The 15455-nt window shown below is 48.5% G+C and carries 15 protein-coding genes; all 15 read left to right on the top strand.

Annotation, left to right across the window (positions count from 1 at the left end):
* Positions 1 to 17 precede the first annotated feature (17 nt).
* Positions 18 to 1601: a M20/M25/M40 family metallo-hydrolase gene (locus ACO0LE_RS00855; RefSeq protein ID WP_422958530.1), complete on the top strand. Its 1584-nt coding sequence runs from the start codon at positions 18 to 20 to the stop codon at positions 1599 to 1601.
* A 351-nt stretch (positions 1602 to 1952) separates the two neighbouring features.
* Entirely contained in the window at positions 1953 to 2432 is a 480-nt protein-coding gene (gene gspG, locus ACO0LE_RS00850) for a type II secretion system major pseudopilin GspG (protein ID WP_422958529.1), read from the top strand.
* A gap of 8 nt (positions 2433 to 2440) precedes the next feature.
* Complete coding sequence (locus tag ACO0LE_RS00845; RefSeq protein WP_422958528.1) at positions 2441 to 2926, top strand: GspH/FimT family pseudopilin; 486 nt, start codon at positions 2441 to 2443, stop codon at positions 2924 to 2926.
* 1 nt (position 2927) lies between these two features.
* Entirely contained in the window at positions 2928 to 3329 is a 402-nt protein-coding gene (gspI, locus tag ACO0LE_RS00840) for a type II secretion system minor pseudopilin GspI (protein ID WP_422958527.1), read from the top strand.
* Complete coding sequence (locus ACO0LE_RS00835; RefSeq protein WP_422958526.1) at positions 3319 to 3972, top strand: PulJ/GspJ family protein; 654 nt, start codon at positions 3319 to 3321, stop codon at positions 3970 to 3972. The genes gspI and ACO0LE_RS00835 overlap by 11 nt, the downstream gene beginning before the upstream one ends.
* On the top strand, positions 3969 to 4988 hold the full coding sequence (gene gspK, locus ACO0LE_RS00830) for a type II secretion system minor pseudopilin GspK (protein WP_422958525.1): 1020 nt from the start codon (positions 3969 to 3971) through the stop codon (positions 4986 to 4988). Before ACO0LE_RS00835 ends, gspK begins: the two co-directional genes overlap by 4 nt.
* Before the next feature lie 73 nt (positions 4989 to 5061).
* Positions 5062 to 6351, top strand: a complete 1290-nt coding sequence (gene gspL / locus ACO0LE_RS00825) for a type II secretion system protein GspL (RefSeq protein ID WP_422958524.1) — start codon at positions 5062 to 5064, stop codon at positions 6349 to 6351.
* On the top strand, positions 6348 to 6851 hold the full coding sequence (gene gspM / locus ACO0LE_RS00820) for a type II secretion system protein GspM (RefSeq protein WP_422958523.1): 504 nt from the start codon (positions 6348 to 6350) through the stop codon (positions 6849 to 6851). Before gspL ends, gspM begins: the two co-directional genes overlap by 4 nt.
* Position 6852: 1 nt before the next feature.
* Positions 6853 to 7632, top strand: a complete 780-nt coding sequence (locus ACO0LE_RS00815) for a type II secretion system protein N (protein ID WP_422958522.1) — start codon at positions 6853 to 6855, stop codon at positions 7630 to 7632.
* A 29-nt stretch (positions 7633 to 7661) separates the two neighbouring features.
* A complete protein-coding gene (gene gspD / locus ACO0LE_RS00810) occupies positions 7662 to 9788 on the top strand; it encodes a type II secretion system secretin GspD (protein WP_422958521.1) in 2127 nt (708 codons plus the stop codon).
* Between the two features lie 4 nt (positions 9789 to 9792).
* Positions 9793 to 11223, top strand: a complete 1431-nt coding sequence (gene gspE / locus ACO0LE_RS00805; protein WP_422958520.1) for a type II secretion system ATPase GspE — start codon at positions 9793 to 9795, stop codon at positions 11221 to 11223.
* Between the two features lie 6 nt (positions 11224 to 11229).
* A complete protein-coding gene (gene gspF / locus ACO0LE_RS00800; protein ID WP_422958519.1) occupies positions 11230 to 12450 on the top strand; it encodes a type II secretion system inner membrane protein GspF in 1221 nt (406 codons plus the stop codon).
* A gap of 76 nt (positions 12451 to 12526) precedes the next feature.
* The gene (locus tag ACO0LE_RS00795; protein WP_422958518.1) at positions 12527 to 13099 is read left to right on the top strand and encodes a type II secretion system protein N; all 573 of its coding nucleotides are present in this window, start codon (positions 12527 to 12529) and stop codon (positions 13097 to 13099) included.
* 8 nt (positions 13100 to 13107) lie between these two features.
* Entirely contained in the window at positions 13108 to 13917 is an 810-nt protein-coding gene (locus tag ACO0LE_RS00790) for a uracil-DNA glycosylase (RefSeq protein ID WP_422958517.1), read from the top strand.
* A gap of 230 nt (positions 13918 to 14147) precedes the next feature.
* The gene (locus ACO0LE_RS00785) at positions 14148 to 15404 is read left to right on the top strand and encodes an HD-GYP domain-containing protein (protein ID WP_422958516.1); all 1257 of its coding nucleotides are present in this window, start codon (positions 14148 to 14150) and stop codon (positions 15402 to 15404) included.
* The last annotated feature ends 51 nt before the right edge of the window (positions 15405 to 15455 follow it).

Here is a 15455-nt window from a genome sequence, read left to right as displayed (position 1 = left end):
TTCGAAGGGGTATTGTCATGCAAAAGAAAATCGTATCTGGACTGTTTTCTGGAATGTTAGCCAGTCTGTTGTTGATCGGTATAAGCGCTGAGGCCGTCGCGGGAAATAAAGTATGGATCACCCTGGGTGATACAGCGTTTCATCAGTTACAAAAACTCGCGCCACAGACAATTGCGAAAGATAGTCAGATCGTTGTCGCCAATCCCGGTTTTCAGGGGCTCACTGGTTCCATGATCCAGGAGAAGGTCCACTTAGTTGAGGTTGATGAGCAGCAGCTCGCCGGATTGTCGGCAGCAATACACCAGGAGCTAAAGCGTTGCGGTGGATTTATGTTTCATCCGAATGAGAGTGCAGGGCGAGTTGCATTAAGCACGCCTGCTAGCCTGAATGCAATTGCGGCAAGTCTGGCGCCATCGTATGTGATCGATAATCAGACAGTTGTGACACCGATGTTGTCGCAGATGCAGGCAAGTAACATCGGTCAGACAATTATTGATATGTCCGGCTATGCCAATCGTTATTACACGACCACCAATGGTGTCAATGCCACTAACTGGTTAAAGCAAAAATGGGCGCAGATGACGTCGACCCGCAGTGATATCACCGTAGAACAATTCACTCATGCAAGCTGGAGTCAGAAGTCCGTTATCCTCACCATCAAAGGCACTGAAAATGCTGCCGAGGTGATTGTTCTTGGCGCACATCTGGATTCCATTAATACCAAAGGCACAACGGAAACGACCAAGGCCCCGGGTGCCGACGATGACGCCTCGGGTATCGCCAGCCTGACGGAGGTCATACGCGTATTGGTCGCTAACGGCTATAAACCGCGCAGGACCATTAAAATCATGGGCTATTCCGCAGAAGAAGTGGGTTTGCGGGGTTCCCAGGAGATTGCCAAGAGCTTTAAGGCGGCGAATACCAACGTGATTGGCATGATGCAGCTTGATATGACTAACTACAAAGGCTCGGATAAAGATATTTATCTTTATACCGATTACACGAATAGCGCCCAGAACCAGTTTGTCGCCAATCTGATCTCAACGTATCAGCCAAGTTTAAGCATTGGCTATGATAAGTGCGGTTATGGCTGTTCGGATCATGCGTCCTGGTATGCCCAGGGTTATGCAACTTCCATGCCTTTTGAAACTGCATTTACCCAGGATAATCCATATATTCATACGGAAAACGATACCTACGCCAATAGTGGTGGGCAGGCGAATCACTCGCTGAAGTTCGCACGCCTAGCTTTATCATTTGCTGTTGAGTTGGGTAGTGATGGTGCTGCGACGCCCGGACCTGTAGATAAGGTAGAGACTTTTACCGGCAGTTTGACGAAGGGACAAAAAGCCAGTTACGGTCCATTTAAAGTCGGTGCCGGAGGTAGTTTTGCTGCAGCGTTGAGCGGAACCGGAGATGCGGATCTGTATGTGCGCAAAACATCGGCACCAACGACGACGACCTATGATTGCAAGTCAGACGGATCAACATCGACCGAAAGTTGCAGCATCAATTTAACGGCAAACGGTGATGCCTACGTTCTGTTAAATGGGTATTCTGCTGCGACATACACCTTAAAAGTCACTTACAGGCCGCAATAAGATCGCAATAACACACCGTAATAGGCCGAATTGCAATTGGAGGGTATAGTTGCGCGAAGTATTATTCATAAACTATTCAGAGACTATTTAGAGACTAATAACTAGACTGTTATTTTTTTGAAATATACTTCGCGTACTATGCGATACTTTTTATGCGCAATAATGATGTGCCGTAAATTAGCGTAAATAAGTGCAACAGAGACAGGCTTTGCCAGTTTCGTGACGCATAATGAGTTTTGGAGATGTTTGCTTTGATGATGTTCTGGTCACGGCAGGTTTCTGAATTTGATGAATCTATGTTTTGCCGGGCAAATTTGTCTTTGCAGATTACATGTATTACTTTTTATCCCTATGAGCGATCAAACTTTTCAACAAAATAATTCAATTCGCCGTATTAAATCATCTCGATCCATTGTTTCGCGTGGCTTCACCTTGATTGAAATCATGGTTGTTGTGGTGATCATGGGGATTCTGGCTGCACTGGTTGTACCTAAATTAATGGGACGTACCGACGACGCACGCATCGTCGCTGCAAAACAAGATATTTCTACCCTGATGCAGGCACTCAAGCTGTATCGTCTCGATAACCAGCGTTATCCGACCACAGAGCAGGGGCTGCAAGCGCTTATCATCAAGCCGACTGCCGGACCCGCCGCAAATGGCTGGAAAACGGGCGGCTACATCGACAAATTGCCAAAAGATCCATGGGGCAATCCTTACCAATATCTGTCGCCAGGCATTAAAGGCGAGGTCGATATCTTTTCATTGGGTGCTGATGGCCAGCTCGGTGGCACCGGTAACGATGCTGACATCGGTTCCTGGGATCAATAAGGATCGTAGTGCAAGTTTCCCCGTGTTTCAGATTGCGTAATCAGGCGGGCTTTACCCTGCTTGAGTTACTAGTGGTATTGGTCATCGCCGGCATAATGCTCGGCGCTGTGTCGTTTAACGCTATGCAAAGCAGTCATCAGCGTCTGCAAACGGATGCGCAAAGAATTGCGGTGTTGCTCCAGCTGGCGCGCGAAGAAGCGATTGTGCGTAACCGACCCATTGCTTTTGAGGCGGATCAAAACCAATATCATTTTCTGGTTCGTAACGAATTAATCTGGGAAGTACTTCGTGACGTAGATATGCTGCGCGAACGCGAATTCGTGATGAGTCCGGTGCGTCTTACGATCAGCCCTGCAACAAATATAGATAATGCCAATTTACGTATTATCTTTGGGCGAGAGCCAATCGACAAACCCTTCGTCTTGAGTATGAGCTCAGGCGAAGATCAGGTACTGATCAGGGCAGATGGCATTGGCCATTTTGTAGTGGAATAAGATGAAGCCCCATTCTCTTCTTAAAAGAACACCCTCTCGTTACCTGTCTGGATTTACTTTGCTGGAGGTGCTGGTCGCGCTAGTCATCGTCGGCACCGCGCTTGGCGCAAGCCTGCGGGCGATTGGAAGCCTGACACAGAACAGTAACGATTTGCGTGCATCAATGATGGCAAACTGGTCCGCCGAAAATCGACTAGCGCAGATTCGTCTCAGCAACGAATGGCCTGCTTTGGGCGAACGCTCATTCCCTTGTCCTCAGGGTGAATTGAATCTGGTTTGTGAAGAACATGTACTAGGTACACTTAACCCTCTGATTCGCAGAGTGGAAGTGTATGTATTCGATGCGGCACACGCAGAGCGCCGTATCGTCAAGCTGACTCAAGTGGTACCCAATGCGTCCTGAAAAAAAACAACCCGGCTTTACTTTAATCGAGCTATTAGTCGCAATCACGATTTTGGCGATCGTCGCCGTGCTCGGTTGGCGTGGGCTGGATAGTATCGTCAGAGCACGAATCGGACTCACCAATGAATTAGAGCAATCGCGCGGTACGCAGATTAGCTTTGCGCAACTCGAAAATGACTGCGCGCACCTGGCTGGTGTAGATTTGTTAGCGACACGCGAGAGTCTGCGGGCATCCCAGCGAAGTTTATTTTTGATTCGTACGGTTTTTGACGACAACCAGCCCTTACGTTTGCAGGTGGTCGCTTATCGCTTGCTTGACGGCGTACTGACCCGGCGCGAATCGACTGCGACCCGTGACTTAAGGCAGCTTGATGCGGATTGGCAAGGCGCTTTAAATGAGACAGACGCAATGCCTGTCGTGGTACTGCAAAACAATGTGGCATCAATTGCTATGCGTACCTGGAATAACGATGAGAAAGCTTGGCGTGTTGCCGGTACGGATATTGATAGCGCTCAAAATCCGACGAACAGCAGTGGTAGTGCCGCTAAACCTGTTCCCCTGAAAAGCGGATTGGAAATGTCTTTGCAATTGCGGGGCAGAGAACACACCATGTTAAAAGTATTTTTGCTGGGAGCCGCATGAAAACTCCCCGTCGCCAGCAGGCAGGCGTTGCAGTCGTCACGGCCCTATTACTGACTACCCTGGCAATTACCATAGTCGCCAGTCTGTTCTGGCAGCAGCAGGTGCAGGTTCGCTCGATTGAGAATCAACGTCTTCAGTTGCAAAAAAAATGGGTGCTGCGTGGTGCGCTGGATTGGGCACGCCTCATCTTGCGGGAAGATGGACGTGGTCGCAAAGTCGATCACTTGAAAGAAGCATGGGCAACGAATCTGGCAGAAACTCGTCTCGATGAATATGTGGAGAACGGCCGGGCTGATTCCGAGAGCAGTGAAGCAAGCTTGTCCGGACAAATCAGCGATGCACAATCACGATTTAATCTAAACAATCTGGCGACAGACGGTGTGATGAATCCTAAGGCGATCATCGCGTTTCAACGCCTGTTAGGAAATCTTCGCCTGGATACTTCTTTGGCGGCTGCCGCGGCCGAAGCAATTGCTTCGTCCCAAACAAAAAAAACAACAGCGACTAGTAACCCCGCTACGACTACCGGAGCTGCCTCTAATCCCACGGTGACAACAGGTACAGCAAGCAATCCATCTCAGACATCGTCAGACAGTGTTCCTGCAGTACAATTCCTGCGCTTCACGCAAATCGATGATTTGTTGTCTGTCGCAGGATTTAATGCTGACATGCTGACGAAGTTGCGAGACTTTGTCGTGGTTTTGCCACGCACTACGGCATTGAATGTCAATACGGCTTCTGCTGAAGTACTGTCCGCATACATCGCAACATTGTCGATGTCAGATGCGGCCGCAATCGTCGCTAGCCGGGACAGAGCTGAATTTTTGGATTTGCCGGATTTTAAACAAAGATTTCCGGATAAACTTGCAAATCTCGCAGAAGGCGAGGTTTCCGTATTTACGGAATTTTTTATCGTGTCAGGAAAAATTCGCCTGGGTAGATCTTTCTTGAATTTCAATTCTCTGATTGAGCGTAACGACGCCGTAACGAAAATTATCTGGATACGAGAGTTATAAAGAAAACGGTAGTAGTTTTGGTAGTTTGACCATCATGATGCGCGGATGCTGTTGCGTGAATAGAAAATAGATTATGGCAAGTACACTGTACATATTGTTACCTTCAAAAGTCACTGCTCAGGCGAGTGCAGACTGGGCTAATTTGGCGCGACCATTTGCCGCAGTGTCTGCCAACGGAACAATAGAGCAACAAGGTTGTCAGACACTCACTCAGTTAAAACCGGCTTTGATGCAAGCGCGTCAGGTCGTGGTCTTGCTGGCGGCAAGTGATGTGAGCTTGTTGCAGGCGAAAGTACCGCCGATGGCCGCATCAAAATTACGAATGTCTCTGCCGAATCTGCTCGAGGATCAGCTTTCTACTGAAGCATCCGAGGTGATCTTGCAACCGGTCAGCGTTGTTGATGGGTTGTGTACGGTCGCCGTCGTGGATAAAACCTGGATGGAAACGGTCTATCGTACTGTATTGATATCGGGTGCCAAAAAAGTAGTGGCGTATCCATCCCAGATGGCTATGGAGTATCGCGCTGGCGCGACCAGCGTTTTGCTGGATCAGGAAAATTCCATCATCGAGTTTGCAGCACGTCGTTTTGACGGTTCGTTTATCGGACTCGGTTTGGGCTTGGATCAAGCGATGTCGACCGATACTCAGCAGCAGACGGCTGGTGTATTGGAGTGTTTGCAGGCATTGAGTTTGTTTGTGCCGGAGTCGGATGTAACGGTATATCTTGATGCAAAAGCGATAGCGCCGTTTCAACATGCGCTGGCAGAAAATGTAGAGATGGCTCAGCGCATCACACTACAGACATTGAGCTGGAAAAATCGTATTACCGGACTCGACACACACACGCCAGATTTGCTGGCAGGTATCAGTTCAATCAATCAATCCTATGTTGACTGGCGCATCTGGCGCTGGCCCTTAGGTTTGGGCGTCGCAGCTTTGTTCATTAATATGATCGGCTTAAATATTGAGTGGTGGTCTTTGAAGCGTGAAGCGCAGTCACTGACTGCGTCAATGACACAAGTCTATCGTTCTGCCTATCCTAAGGAGTCGGTTGTCATCGACCCTCTGGCACAGATGCAACAAAAAATCACTGCTGCAAAAAAAATGTCGGGACAATCGTCACCCGATGATTTCGTGGTACTGACGGCTCAGTTTGCGCAAGTATGGGATCGTCTGGCACCTGGTGTGCCGGGAGCCAGTGTGCTGGGTGTGGAATACAGGGAGCGTAATTTATTTGTGAAAACAAAATCCTTTAATGCACCAGATCAGTTGAAAACTGCATTGCAAGAACAGGCCTTGATGCTGGTCTCATTCAAGGACGGTATTTTGCAGATTAAGCCGGTTTCAGGGAGTGCTAAATGAAAGCGCTAAGTTTAATGGATGCCATCACGTCTTACTTGCAGCAGTTAGAAACGCGTGAGCGTCGCATGCTTTTACTCGGTGTCGCCAGTATTGTTGCGGCCTTGCTGTATTTTGTCGGCATTGATCCTGCATGGTCAGGGAAAAAACAATTACAAAAAGCGATTCCGCAGCTAAAACAGCAGGTGGCTGAGATGGACGTATTGAGCCGGCAAAGTGCTCAGCTGGGTGCCGCAATGGCAGAAAACGTCGATGCGATTTCACGCGAAGCGGTTGAGCTGTCTCTGTCTCGTCGTGGCGTCAAAGCGCAGAATCTCTCGGTATCTGATGATATGGTCAGATTGCAGATATCGACTGTGGCGTATCCGACCCTGATGGAATGGTTACTCGAGATGCAGAAGTCGAGCCGCCTGACAGTGGAAGAATCGAAATTGACCACCTTGGCTGAAAGTGGCCAGGTCAGTGCGACATTGACGATGAAGCAGCAAAAAAATACTCTCTGAAATGATGAAAATAAAAAAAATCATCTGGGTTATCGCTGCTGTTCTCAGTATTGTATTGACGGTATTGGTGTTTTTGCCTGCGAGCTGGATGGCTTTGTTGGTCGAAAAGCAAACGATGGGACGGGTTAGCCTGGGTGATGCGCAAGGTAGTTTTTGGCGAGGATCGGCATTCATTGGTGGTGCGCCGAGCGGCAATGCGCCGCTGACGCCTTTGTTGTCTGGCAGATTTAGCTGGCGTATTTCTCCGCTATTGTTGTTAGGGCAGCTCGATGTTGCAGTAGAAAATCCGGCATCGCTTTCTCAGCCTGTTACTCTGTCGGGGAATTTCTCACAGTGGACTGTTAGCGGTGCAGATTTAATGATACCTCCGGAGCGTCTGGAGGGTTTAGGCGCACCGTTGAATACGATTGGTCCATCTGGACAGTTAAGGTTGTCCTGGAATAGTTTGCAATTTAATCGTCAGGGCGCGAAACTCGACGTGATCGGTGCGATGCGGCTTGAAATGAATGAAATGTCATCACGCCTCTCAGCGATTAAACCTCTGGGCAGTTATTTGCTGACATTTGACTGGAAAGGGCAGACCGCTGATCTAGCGTTGAACACCAACAAAGGACCTTTGTTACTTAGTGGTGCCGGTGGTTTGCGTGATGGACGATTTCAATTTTCTGGCAAAGCAATGGCAGAAAAAGGGCAGGAAGACAGGTTGGCAAATTTGTTGAATTTGCTTGGGCAGCGCCGTAGGGATGGCGATAAGGATGTTATAGCGTTAGAGTTCAAATGAGAAAAAATCCATTGAAAGCAAGATCTGCGATGAACGTATCAGTACAACATGGCGTGAATGTGCGCCGACTCCCCTTGGTCGCTTTGTTGAGCGCGGCTTTTCTATGCTCTGGCTCGTTTCCCGCGTATGCGCAGGATCCGGGGCAAAATACAGCGGCCCTCAATTTTGTCGGTGCTGATATTGAGTCGGTGGTCAAAGCTATCGGGCATTACACCGGTGTGACGTTTATCATCGATCCGCGGGTAAAAGGGCAGATTAATCTGGTTTCAGAAAAACCTTTAACCAAGGATCAGGCGTTTAAATTGCTGACATCCAGCTTGCGTTTGCAAGGATATTCAGTAGTGACTGGCGACGGTTATTCAAAAGTTGTACCGGAGTCAGATGCTAAATTGCAGGCAGGTCCTATTCAAGCTGAGGCACTGAAAGGCGATCAGGTCGCAACGCAGATCTATCGCCTGAATTATGAATCGGCGAATAATATCGTGACGGTATTGCGGCCTCTGATTTCGCCGAATAATACAATCAATGCGAACCCTGGTAATAACTCCGTTGTCATTACCGATTACGCTGACAATATCAAGCGCCTGACCAAAATTATCAATGCGCTTGATGTACCGGCCTCCAATGATGTTGATGTTATCCCGGTCAAACACGCGATTGCCAGTGATCTGGCGGCGATGGTAGCAAAATTGACTGAGACGTCCGGTGCATCGGCAGATGCGGGAAAAGCCATCTTGCTCGCTGATCCGCGTACCAATTCGATCATGGTCAAAGCGCCTTCCAGTGCGCGCGGAAATTTGCTCAAATCTTTGATTGCCAAACTCGATCAGCCAACGACCTTGCCGGGTAATGTCCATGTCGTGTACCTGAAAAATGCGGAAGCGGTAAAGCTGGCGCAGACATTGCGCTCTATCGTGACGCAAGACAGCTCTTTGCCAAGCAGTTCCACATCCAATCTGTCAGCTAATACGCCATCCACATCGGCAACAGGTACGGGCTCTACGGGCGGGCTGGCGTCATCTGCGACGACTGGTTCTGCTACAACAGGCTTTGGTTCGAACAGTACTAGTTCAAGCGGAAGTTTATCTGCTGGTGGTGCTGGTGGATTTATTCAAGCCGATGCGGCTACCAATACTTTGATTATTACAGCAAGCGAAACGGTTTATCGTAATCTGCGTGGTGTGATCGATCAGCTGGATGCGCGCCGTGCGCAGGTCTATGTCGAGGCGCTGATTGTCGAAATTAAGGCGAATAAAGAAAATGAATTTGGCATTCAATGGTTAGGTTTGTCCGGTAATAGTAATAGCGATTATCGGGTCGGCGGCGGTACTTCATTTCAGACATCGACCACGAATAATATTGGCTCCCTGATTGCCGGTAGCGGATCAACGCTCCCGGGCGCAGGATTGACTCTGGGTCTGTTTAAACAGGTGAATGGTCAACTGGGTCTAGGCGCCTTGGCGCATGCCTTGCAATCCAACGGTAATGGCAACGTTTTGTCGATTCCTACTCTGATTACGCTGGATAATGAAGAGGCAAAAATTAGTGTTGGTCAAAACGTGCCGTTTATTACCGGACAATATGCATCGACCGCATCGACAGGCAGTAGTGGCGTCAACCCCTTTACTACCGTTGAGCGTAAAGACGTGGGCTTGGCGCTGAAAGTTAAGCCGCAGATATCTGATGGCGGTACGATCAAAATGTCGATCTATCAAGAGGTATCCAGTGTCGATAAGACCACCGTGAATGCCTCAGGTCTGATTACGAACAAGAGTGTGATTGAGTCGAATGTGCTGGTTGACGACGGACAGATTATTGCGCTTGGTGGGTTGATGAAAGACACGACAGACGATTCGAACGAGGGCGTGCCCTTGCTTAGTGAAATTCCTGTACTGGGGAATTTGTTTAAATATCAGACCAAGACACGCGGCAAAACAAGTCTGATGATTTTTATCCGGCCTATCGTGATTCGTAATGCCGAGCAGAGTAATAACGTGTCCTTAGACCGCTATGACTATATGCGCGCACAAATTGCGCCGACTAAAGAAACGGACGCAGCGACTTTGTTACCCGAAATCGAAAAGGGTAAACTATTTAAAGCGCCAGCAGCAACAGCGGTCGATAAGTCCAAGTCTGACAGTAAAGAGAGTAAATAAGAGCATGCTAGAGAACCGCTTATTGCCCTACGCGTTTGCTCGTGATTTTTCTGTGCTGGCAAGTCGTGATCTGAGCAAAGAAACCTCTTCAGTAGCGCTCGCTGTGTCGACGCAGACTAAGCCTGCTGCGATTGCTGAGGTCGGGCGCCGCTTTGGTCGGATTACATTGCAGGTCATGCCGCAAGAAGATTTGCTTGAGCTGATTGCCAAGGCCTATGCTGGCTCTGGCGGCGATGCTGCAGACGTGGTCGGTGAAGTCGAATCTGATCTTGATTTGGCTAAACTGATGTCTGACATGCCTGCGATCGAGGATTTGTTGGAGTCCGCAGACGACGCGCCAGTTATTCGTATGATCAATGCCTTGTTGACTCAGGCTTTGCGAGAAGGCGCTTCGGATATTCATATCGAGCCGTTTGAACAAATATCTGTTGTGCGTTTTCGAATTGATGGATCTTTGCGCGATATCGTTCGCCCGAAAAAAGGAATCCATGCATCATTGATTTCTCGTATCAAAATCATGGCGCAGCTTGATATCGCGGAAAAACGCTTGCCCCAAGACGGTCGGATTACTTTGCGTATCGGTGGTAAGCCTGTTGATGTCCGTGTTTCGACTTTGCCGACGGGGCATGGCGAACGTGCAGTATTGCGTTTGCTCGATAAAGAGGCTGGCCGGCTTGATTTAAGCAAGCTTGGTATGAGTGACGATGTGTTGCCGCAATTTGATAAATTAATCGCTCAGCCACATGGCATTGTGCTGGTAACCGGGCCAACCGGTTCAGGTAAAACCACAACATTGTATGCGGCTCTGTCGCGCATTAATGCGGGTACTACCAATATTCTGACGGTCGAAGATCCTATCGAATATGAGCTTGCCGGTGTGGGGCAGACGCAAGTAAATACGCGAATTGACATGACGTTTGCGAAAGCTTTGCGTGCGATCTTACGTCAGGATCCTGACGTGATTATGATCGGTGAGATCCGTGATTTAGAAACCGCACAAATCGCTGTTCAGGCGTCGCTGACCGGACATCTCGTGCTGGCTACGTTGCACACCAATGATTCTGCTGCTGCGGTTACGCGTTTGCTGGATATGGGGATTGAACCATTCCTGCTGTCCTCGTCTTTGCTCGGTGTCATTGCGCAGCGCCTGGTGAGAAAATTATGCGTTCACTGCAAACGGTTTGACGGCAAAGTATGGCATGCCGAGGGTTGTGAGCACTGTGGACATACCGGTTATCAGGGGCGGGTAGGGGTCTACGAATTGCTGCTGACGACGGAAGAAATTCGCGCTCAAATCCATCATCAGGCGGCTGAGGCCGAAATACGTACGGCTGCACAGAAAGATGGCATGAGAACGATGCGAGAAGACGGTGAGCGCTGGTTAAGTGCTGGCATTACGACGCCAGAAGAATTACTGCGTGTGACGAAAGAATAATCAACCGTGCCAGCATTCCGATACGAAGCCGTTGATCAGGACGGCACCAGCAAAAAAGGCGTAGTGAATGCCGACAGCGCACGCGCTGCACGTGCTGATTTACGCAGCCAGGGATTTTTACCTGTTTCTGTTGAAGCTCTTGCCAATCAATTAGATGCGGAAGGTAAAAAACGACGCAGCTTGTTCGGTGAGCATTTGTCCAATGTTGAACTAGCCTTGTTCACACGTCAGCTCGCCAGTTTGCTGGAAGCCGGACTTCCGCTGGAACAATCGTTTTCGGCTTTATTGGAACAAGCTGAGCGCACTTATATCCGTGATTTAATCGGCTCTATCCGATCAGAGGTCATGGCTGGAGCCGCTTTATCCGATGCCTTGAAGCAGCATCCCGATGACTTTGCCGATATTTATTGTGCTCTGGTTGCGTCGGGTGAGCAGATTGGTCATTTATCACGTGTTTTGTCGCGCCTGGCAGACTATATCGAACGTCGTAATTCCTTAGTTCAGAAAGTAAAACTGGCGTTTACTTATCCGGCAATCGTAACGGTCGTCGCTTTTTTAATCGTCATATTTTTGCTGACTTATGTCGTGCCGCAGATTGTTTCGGTGTTTGCGAATACCAAGCAAAAGCTTCCTTTGCTGACGGTGATGATGCTGGCAATTTCTGACTTTGTGCGTAATTACGGTATCTATGTCGCGATAATCATCGCTCTGGCGTTTTGGGCCTGGCGTACTGCGCTTAAAAATCCTGAGGTTAAAATGCGCTGGCATACTTGGCTTTTGACCGCACCGCTTTATGGTAAGTTTGAACGTAGCTTGAACACAGCACGCTTTGCTAATACCCTCGCGATCACTACCGGATCTGGTGTGCCGATACTCCGGGCTTTACAAACCAGTCGTGAGACTTTGTCCAACGTTGCGATGCAAGCCCAGGTTGAAGAAGCGACTGCCAGTGTGCGTGAAGGTGTGGGGCTCGCCCGTGCACTATCTGCGCACAAGCACTTTCCGCCTATGCTGATTCATATGATACGTGCTGGCGAAGTCACCGGAGAGTTGCCTGCCATGTTGGAGCGTGCATCGAATGCGCAGGAACAAGACCTGGAGCGTCGTGCACTGACGATTGCCGGTTTGCTGGAACCTGCGCTGATCCTCGCAATGGGTGTCGTTGTCTTGTTGATCGTGCTTGCGGTACTGATGCCGATTATTGAAATTAACCAGTTGGTTCGATGACTGTGCAATGGCAACATCTCTTGTATGCCTGCCCTTCATCGGTGTCAGTAAATAAAGAATGAAATCAAGGAATGAAATGAAGCGTGTACCTCTTATCATCAGTTTTTTGATGTTCATTGTCGTTTGCATGTCGCTCAGTTTTTGGGGCATTCAACTATTTAAGCCAAAGGCACGTGCCGTTACAGTGCCTTCGCAAGCGGTAGCGTTTGAGCCAGGTGCGGGGCAATGGGGAAATATTTTTGGCGCGAGCCAGATTGCGCAAGCCGCCAGCAATTACCAGCTAAAAGGAGTCATCCTCGCCAGACGTCTCAACGATAGCGTTGCTATTGTGAGCGCTAATGGCAAACCTGCGCAGGCTGTCGGTATCAATCAGGAACTGTCTCCAGGCATCACACTGCAAGAAGTACATGATCAATATATTCTGATATCCGAAAATGGAATAATTAAGCGAGTTGAATTGCCGTCCTCTGCGACCATCGTCTCTTCACCGTCTGCAGCGATAAATAGCCCGGCAATACCGCCGCCGAACCCCATCGCATTTCCGCAAAATAACCGTCAGGTTTTTAACGGACCGAACCCCGGTATCGGGATCAGTAGTGGTGTTCCTGTGGTTAATCCACCTGCCTCAGCTCCAGACAATCAACGCTAGGGTATTCTTTGTCATTTCCCAATTTTATTGAACAAGCGTTAACGCTTGCAGATCCTTCATGGCTGCCGGTCTTACGGAGTGCCTTATCCGACTTGCAGCGCGCAGACTCTGCGTATTTGTCGCAGCTAGAAAATACTGTTTTTTTGCCAGAGGCTACCCGCTTATTCGCGGCGTTTGCATTGCCGATCGATCGAGTCCATTATGTATTAATTGGTGAAGGACCGTATCCAAGAGCGGAGAGTGCGACGGGTTTTTGCTTTATGGATGGCGCCGTAGGGGATCTATGGTCCCCGGATCCGGATGGCGGGTTATCGAAAAAAGTGAATCGTGCTACTTCTCTTCGCAATTTTATAAAAATGCTATTGGTCGCAGATGGCTATTTAACTGAAGCGGATACCTCTATTGCGGCGATGTCTGTCGTTGCAAGGCAAGCACGATTACCAGGCGCTGATTTGATTCAGACTTTGCCTGACTTGCAACAGAATTTATTGAGCCAAGGATTTTTATTGCTGAACGCGACGCTGGTTTTTCGACCTGATGTCGCGCCGGCCAAAGATGCCAAAGCATGGCAACCGTTCTTGCACAATATTTTGACTGCTCTCCATGAACGTCAAGCAAAATCAGAATCACACGTTGTGACAGCGGTGACTCTTGTCTTATGGGGGAAGATTGCAGAGCAGTTAAAGCAAATCTCGGTGACTGAATTATTTTCACAGCAAATTGCAGAGCACCCCTATAACCTATCGTTTATTTGCAACAAAACGATGCAGTCCTTTTTTAGACCCTTACGCTTATTGCAACGCCCGACTTTAGAGTAGTCTGTATTACAAAAAAATTGAGAAACGTTAGCCTATCGATTTATTCATTATTCTATTTTCTTGTTCATCAATTTTCTTACTATTGTCCATTTATCTATCGTATCAGTGAAATGTAGCCTTTAAGATATCAGACATAGATCAAACGACCTGCTTAAAATACGTCATCCTTCCTTGTTTATCGGTGATACGATAATGCTTAGTTGATACAGCTCAGGCAATGAAAATCAAACATGCTGAAGAAAATTGAAATAAAACAGCTACGAGTCGGTATGTATGTGCAGGAATTATGTAGTTCCTGGATGGATACACCGTTCTGGCAAAAATCTTTTATGATTGATGATCAAAACATCCTAACAAAAGTTTTGAGCACCAAAATTAAAGAAGCCTGGATCGATACTAGCAAAGGACTAGATGTCTATGTGGAGACTGAACCGGAACCCCCAGCTCCTACAATTCAATTAGCAGAGCCAGAAGTTGTTACGATTGTTAAGCCGCCTCCGCCTCCTTTTAGCGAGATTCCTGGTGTTTCGATGGAAGATGAGGTTGGGCGTGCAGCTAAGATAGTCTCCCGATCCAAGCAAGCTGTTTTTTCGATGTTTAATGAAGCCCGTATGGGTAAGGCGGTCGAAGTCGAAAACGTCCTGCCTTTGGTCGATGAAATAGCAAGTTCCGTCATGCGTAACTCTGGTGCGTTGATTGGTCTGGCAAGGTTGAAGACCAAAGACGACTACACGTATATGCACTCCATCGCTGTCTGCGCATTGATGATTGCGCTGTCGAAGCAATTGGGCCTTAGCGACGAGCAAACACGTGAAGCTGGTCTCGCTGGCTTGTTGCATGATATCGGTAAGATGATGGTGGCTGATGATATTTTGAATAAACCTGGCAAATTGACTGATGCTGAGTTCGTTTCGGTTAAGCATCACCCCGTCGCAGGTTATAAAATGTTGCTGGAAGTCGAGGGGATTAGCGAAGTGGCGCTCGATGTGTGCCTGCATCACCATGAAAAGGTTGATGGCTCAGGTTATCCAGAGCGGTTAAAAGGTGAACAGATCAGCCTTTTTGCGAAGATGGGGGCGGTTTGCGACGTCTATGATGCAATCACTTCGAACCGTCCGTACAAGCAAGGTTGGTGTCCGGCAGAGTCCGTTAAAAAAATGGCGGAGTGGAGTAAGGGGCATTTTGATGAGGCGGTATTTCAGGCTTTTGTCCGGAGTATCGGCATCTTCCCGGTCGGCACTCTGGTGCGCTTAGAATCGGGCCGGCTCGGTGTTGTTGTCGAGCAGCAGACTGGGAAGTCTTTATTGTCGCCAAAGGTGAGGGTGTTTTTTTCTATTAAATCGATGGCGTATATCATGCCTGAGTTGCTTGATCTTGCAGGCCCTGGATTGCAGGATAAAATCGTAGCCCGCGAGGATGCGGTCAAGTGGGGGCTGAAGGATATTAATCGCTATTGGTTAGGGGATGCCTCAACGCCTGGTAATTGAAGGTGTGATTCGATAGCGGACATGTTGGGCAGAATAAAAAAGCACCTCTTC

This window comes from Undibacterium sp. Xuan67W, from assembly GCF_049340165.1.
GTDB lineage: Bacteria > Pseudomonadota > Gammaproteobacteria > Burkholderiales > Burkholderiaceae_D > Undibacterium.
Note: the sequence above shows the minus strand (reverse complement) of the source record. Positions and strands in the feature narration are given on the sequence as shown.

Excerpts from the sequence above, each read along its gene's own strand:
- ACO0LE_RS00855 (WP_422958530.1), top strand. The coding sequence starts at position 18 with ATGCAAAAGAAAATCGTATCTGGACTGTTTTCTGGAATGTTAGCCAGT.
- gspG (WP_422958529.1), top strand. The coding sequence starts at position 1,953 with ATGAGCGATCAAACTTTTCAACAAAATAATTCAATTCGCCGTATTAAA.
- gspI (WP_422958527.1), top strand. The coding sequence starts at position 2,928 with ATGAAGCCCCATTCTCTTCTTAAAAGAACACCCTCTCGTTACCTGTCT.
- ACO0LE_RS00835 (WP_422958526.1), top strand. The coding sequence starts at position 3,319 with ATGCGTCCTGAAAAAAAACAACCCGGCTTTACTTTAATCGAGCTATTA.
- gspK (WP_422958525.1), top strand. The coding sequence starts at position 3,969 with ATGAAAACTCCCCGTCGCCAGCAGGCAGGCGTTGCAGTCGTCACGGCC.
- gspL (WP_422958524.1), top strand. The coding sequence starts at position 5,062 with ATGGCAAGTACACTGTACATATTGTTACCTTCAAAAGTCACTGCTCAG.
- gspM (WP_422958523.1), top strand. The coding sequence starts at position 6,348 with ATGAAAGCGCTAAGTTTAATGGATGCCATCACGTCTTACTTGCAGCAG.
- ACO0LE_RS00815 (WP_422958522.1), top strand. The coding sequence starts at position 6,853 with ATGATGAAAATAAAAAAAATCATCTGGGTTATCGCTGCTGTTCTCAGT.
- gspD (WP_422958521.1), top strand. The coding sequence starts at position 7,662 with ATGAACGTATCAGTACAACATGGCGTGAATGTGCGCCGACTCCCCTTG.
- gspE (WP_422958520.1), top strand. The coding sequence starts at position 9,793 with ATGCTAGAGAACCGCTTATTGCCCTACGCGTTTGCTCGTGATTTTTCT.
- ACO0LE_RS00795 (WP_422958518.1), top strand. The coding sequence starts at position 12,527 with ATGAAGCGTGTACCTCTTATCATCAGTTTTTTGATGTTCATTGTCGTT.
- ACO0LE_RS00785 (WP_422958516.1), top strand. The coding sequence starts at position 14,148 with ATGCTGAAGAAAATTGAAATAAAACAGCTACGAGTCGGTATGTATGTG.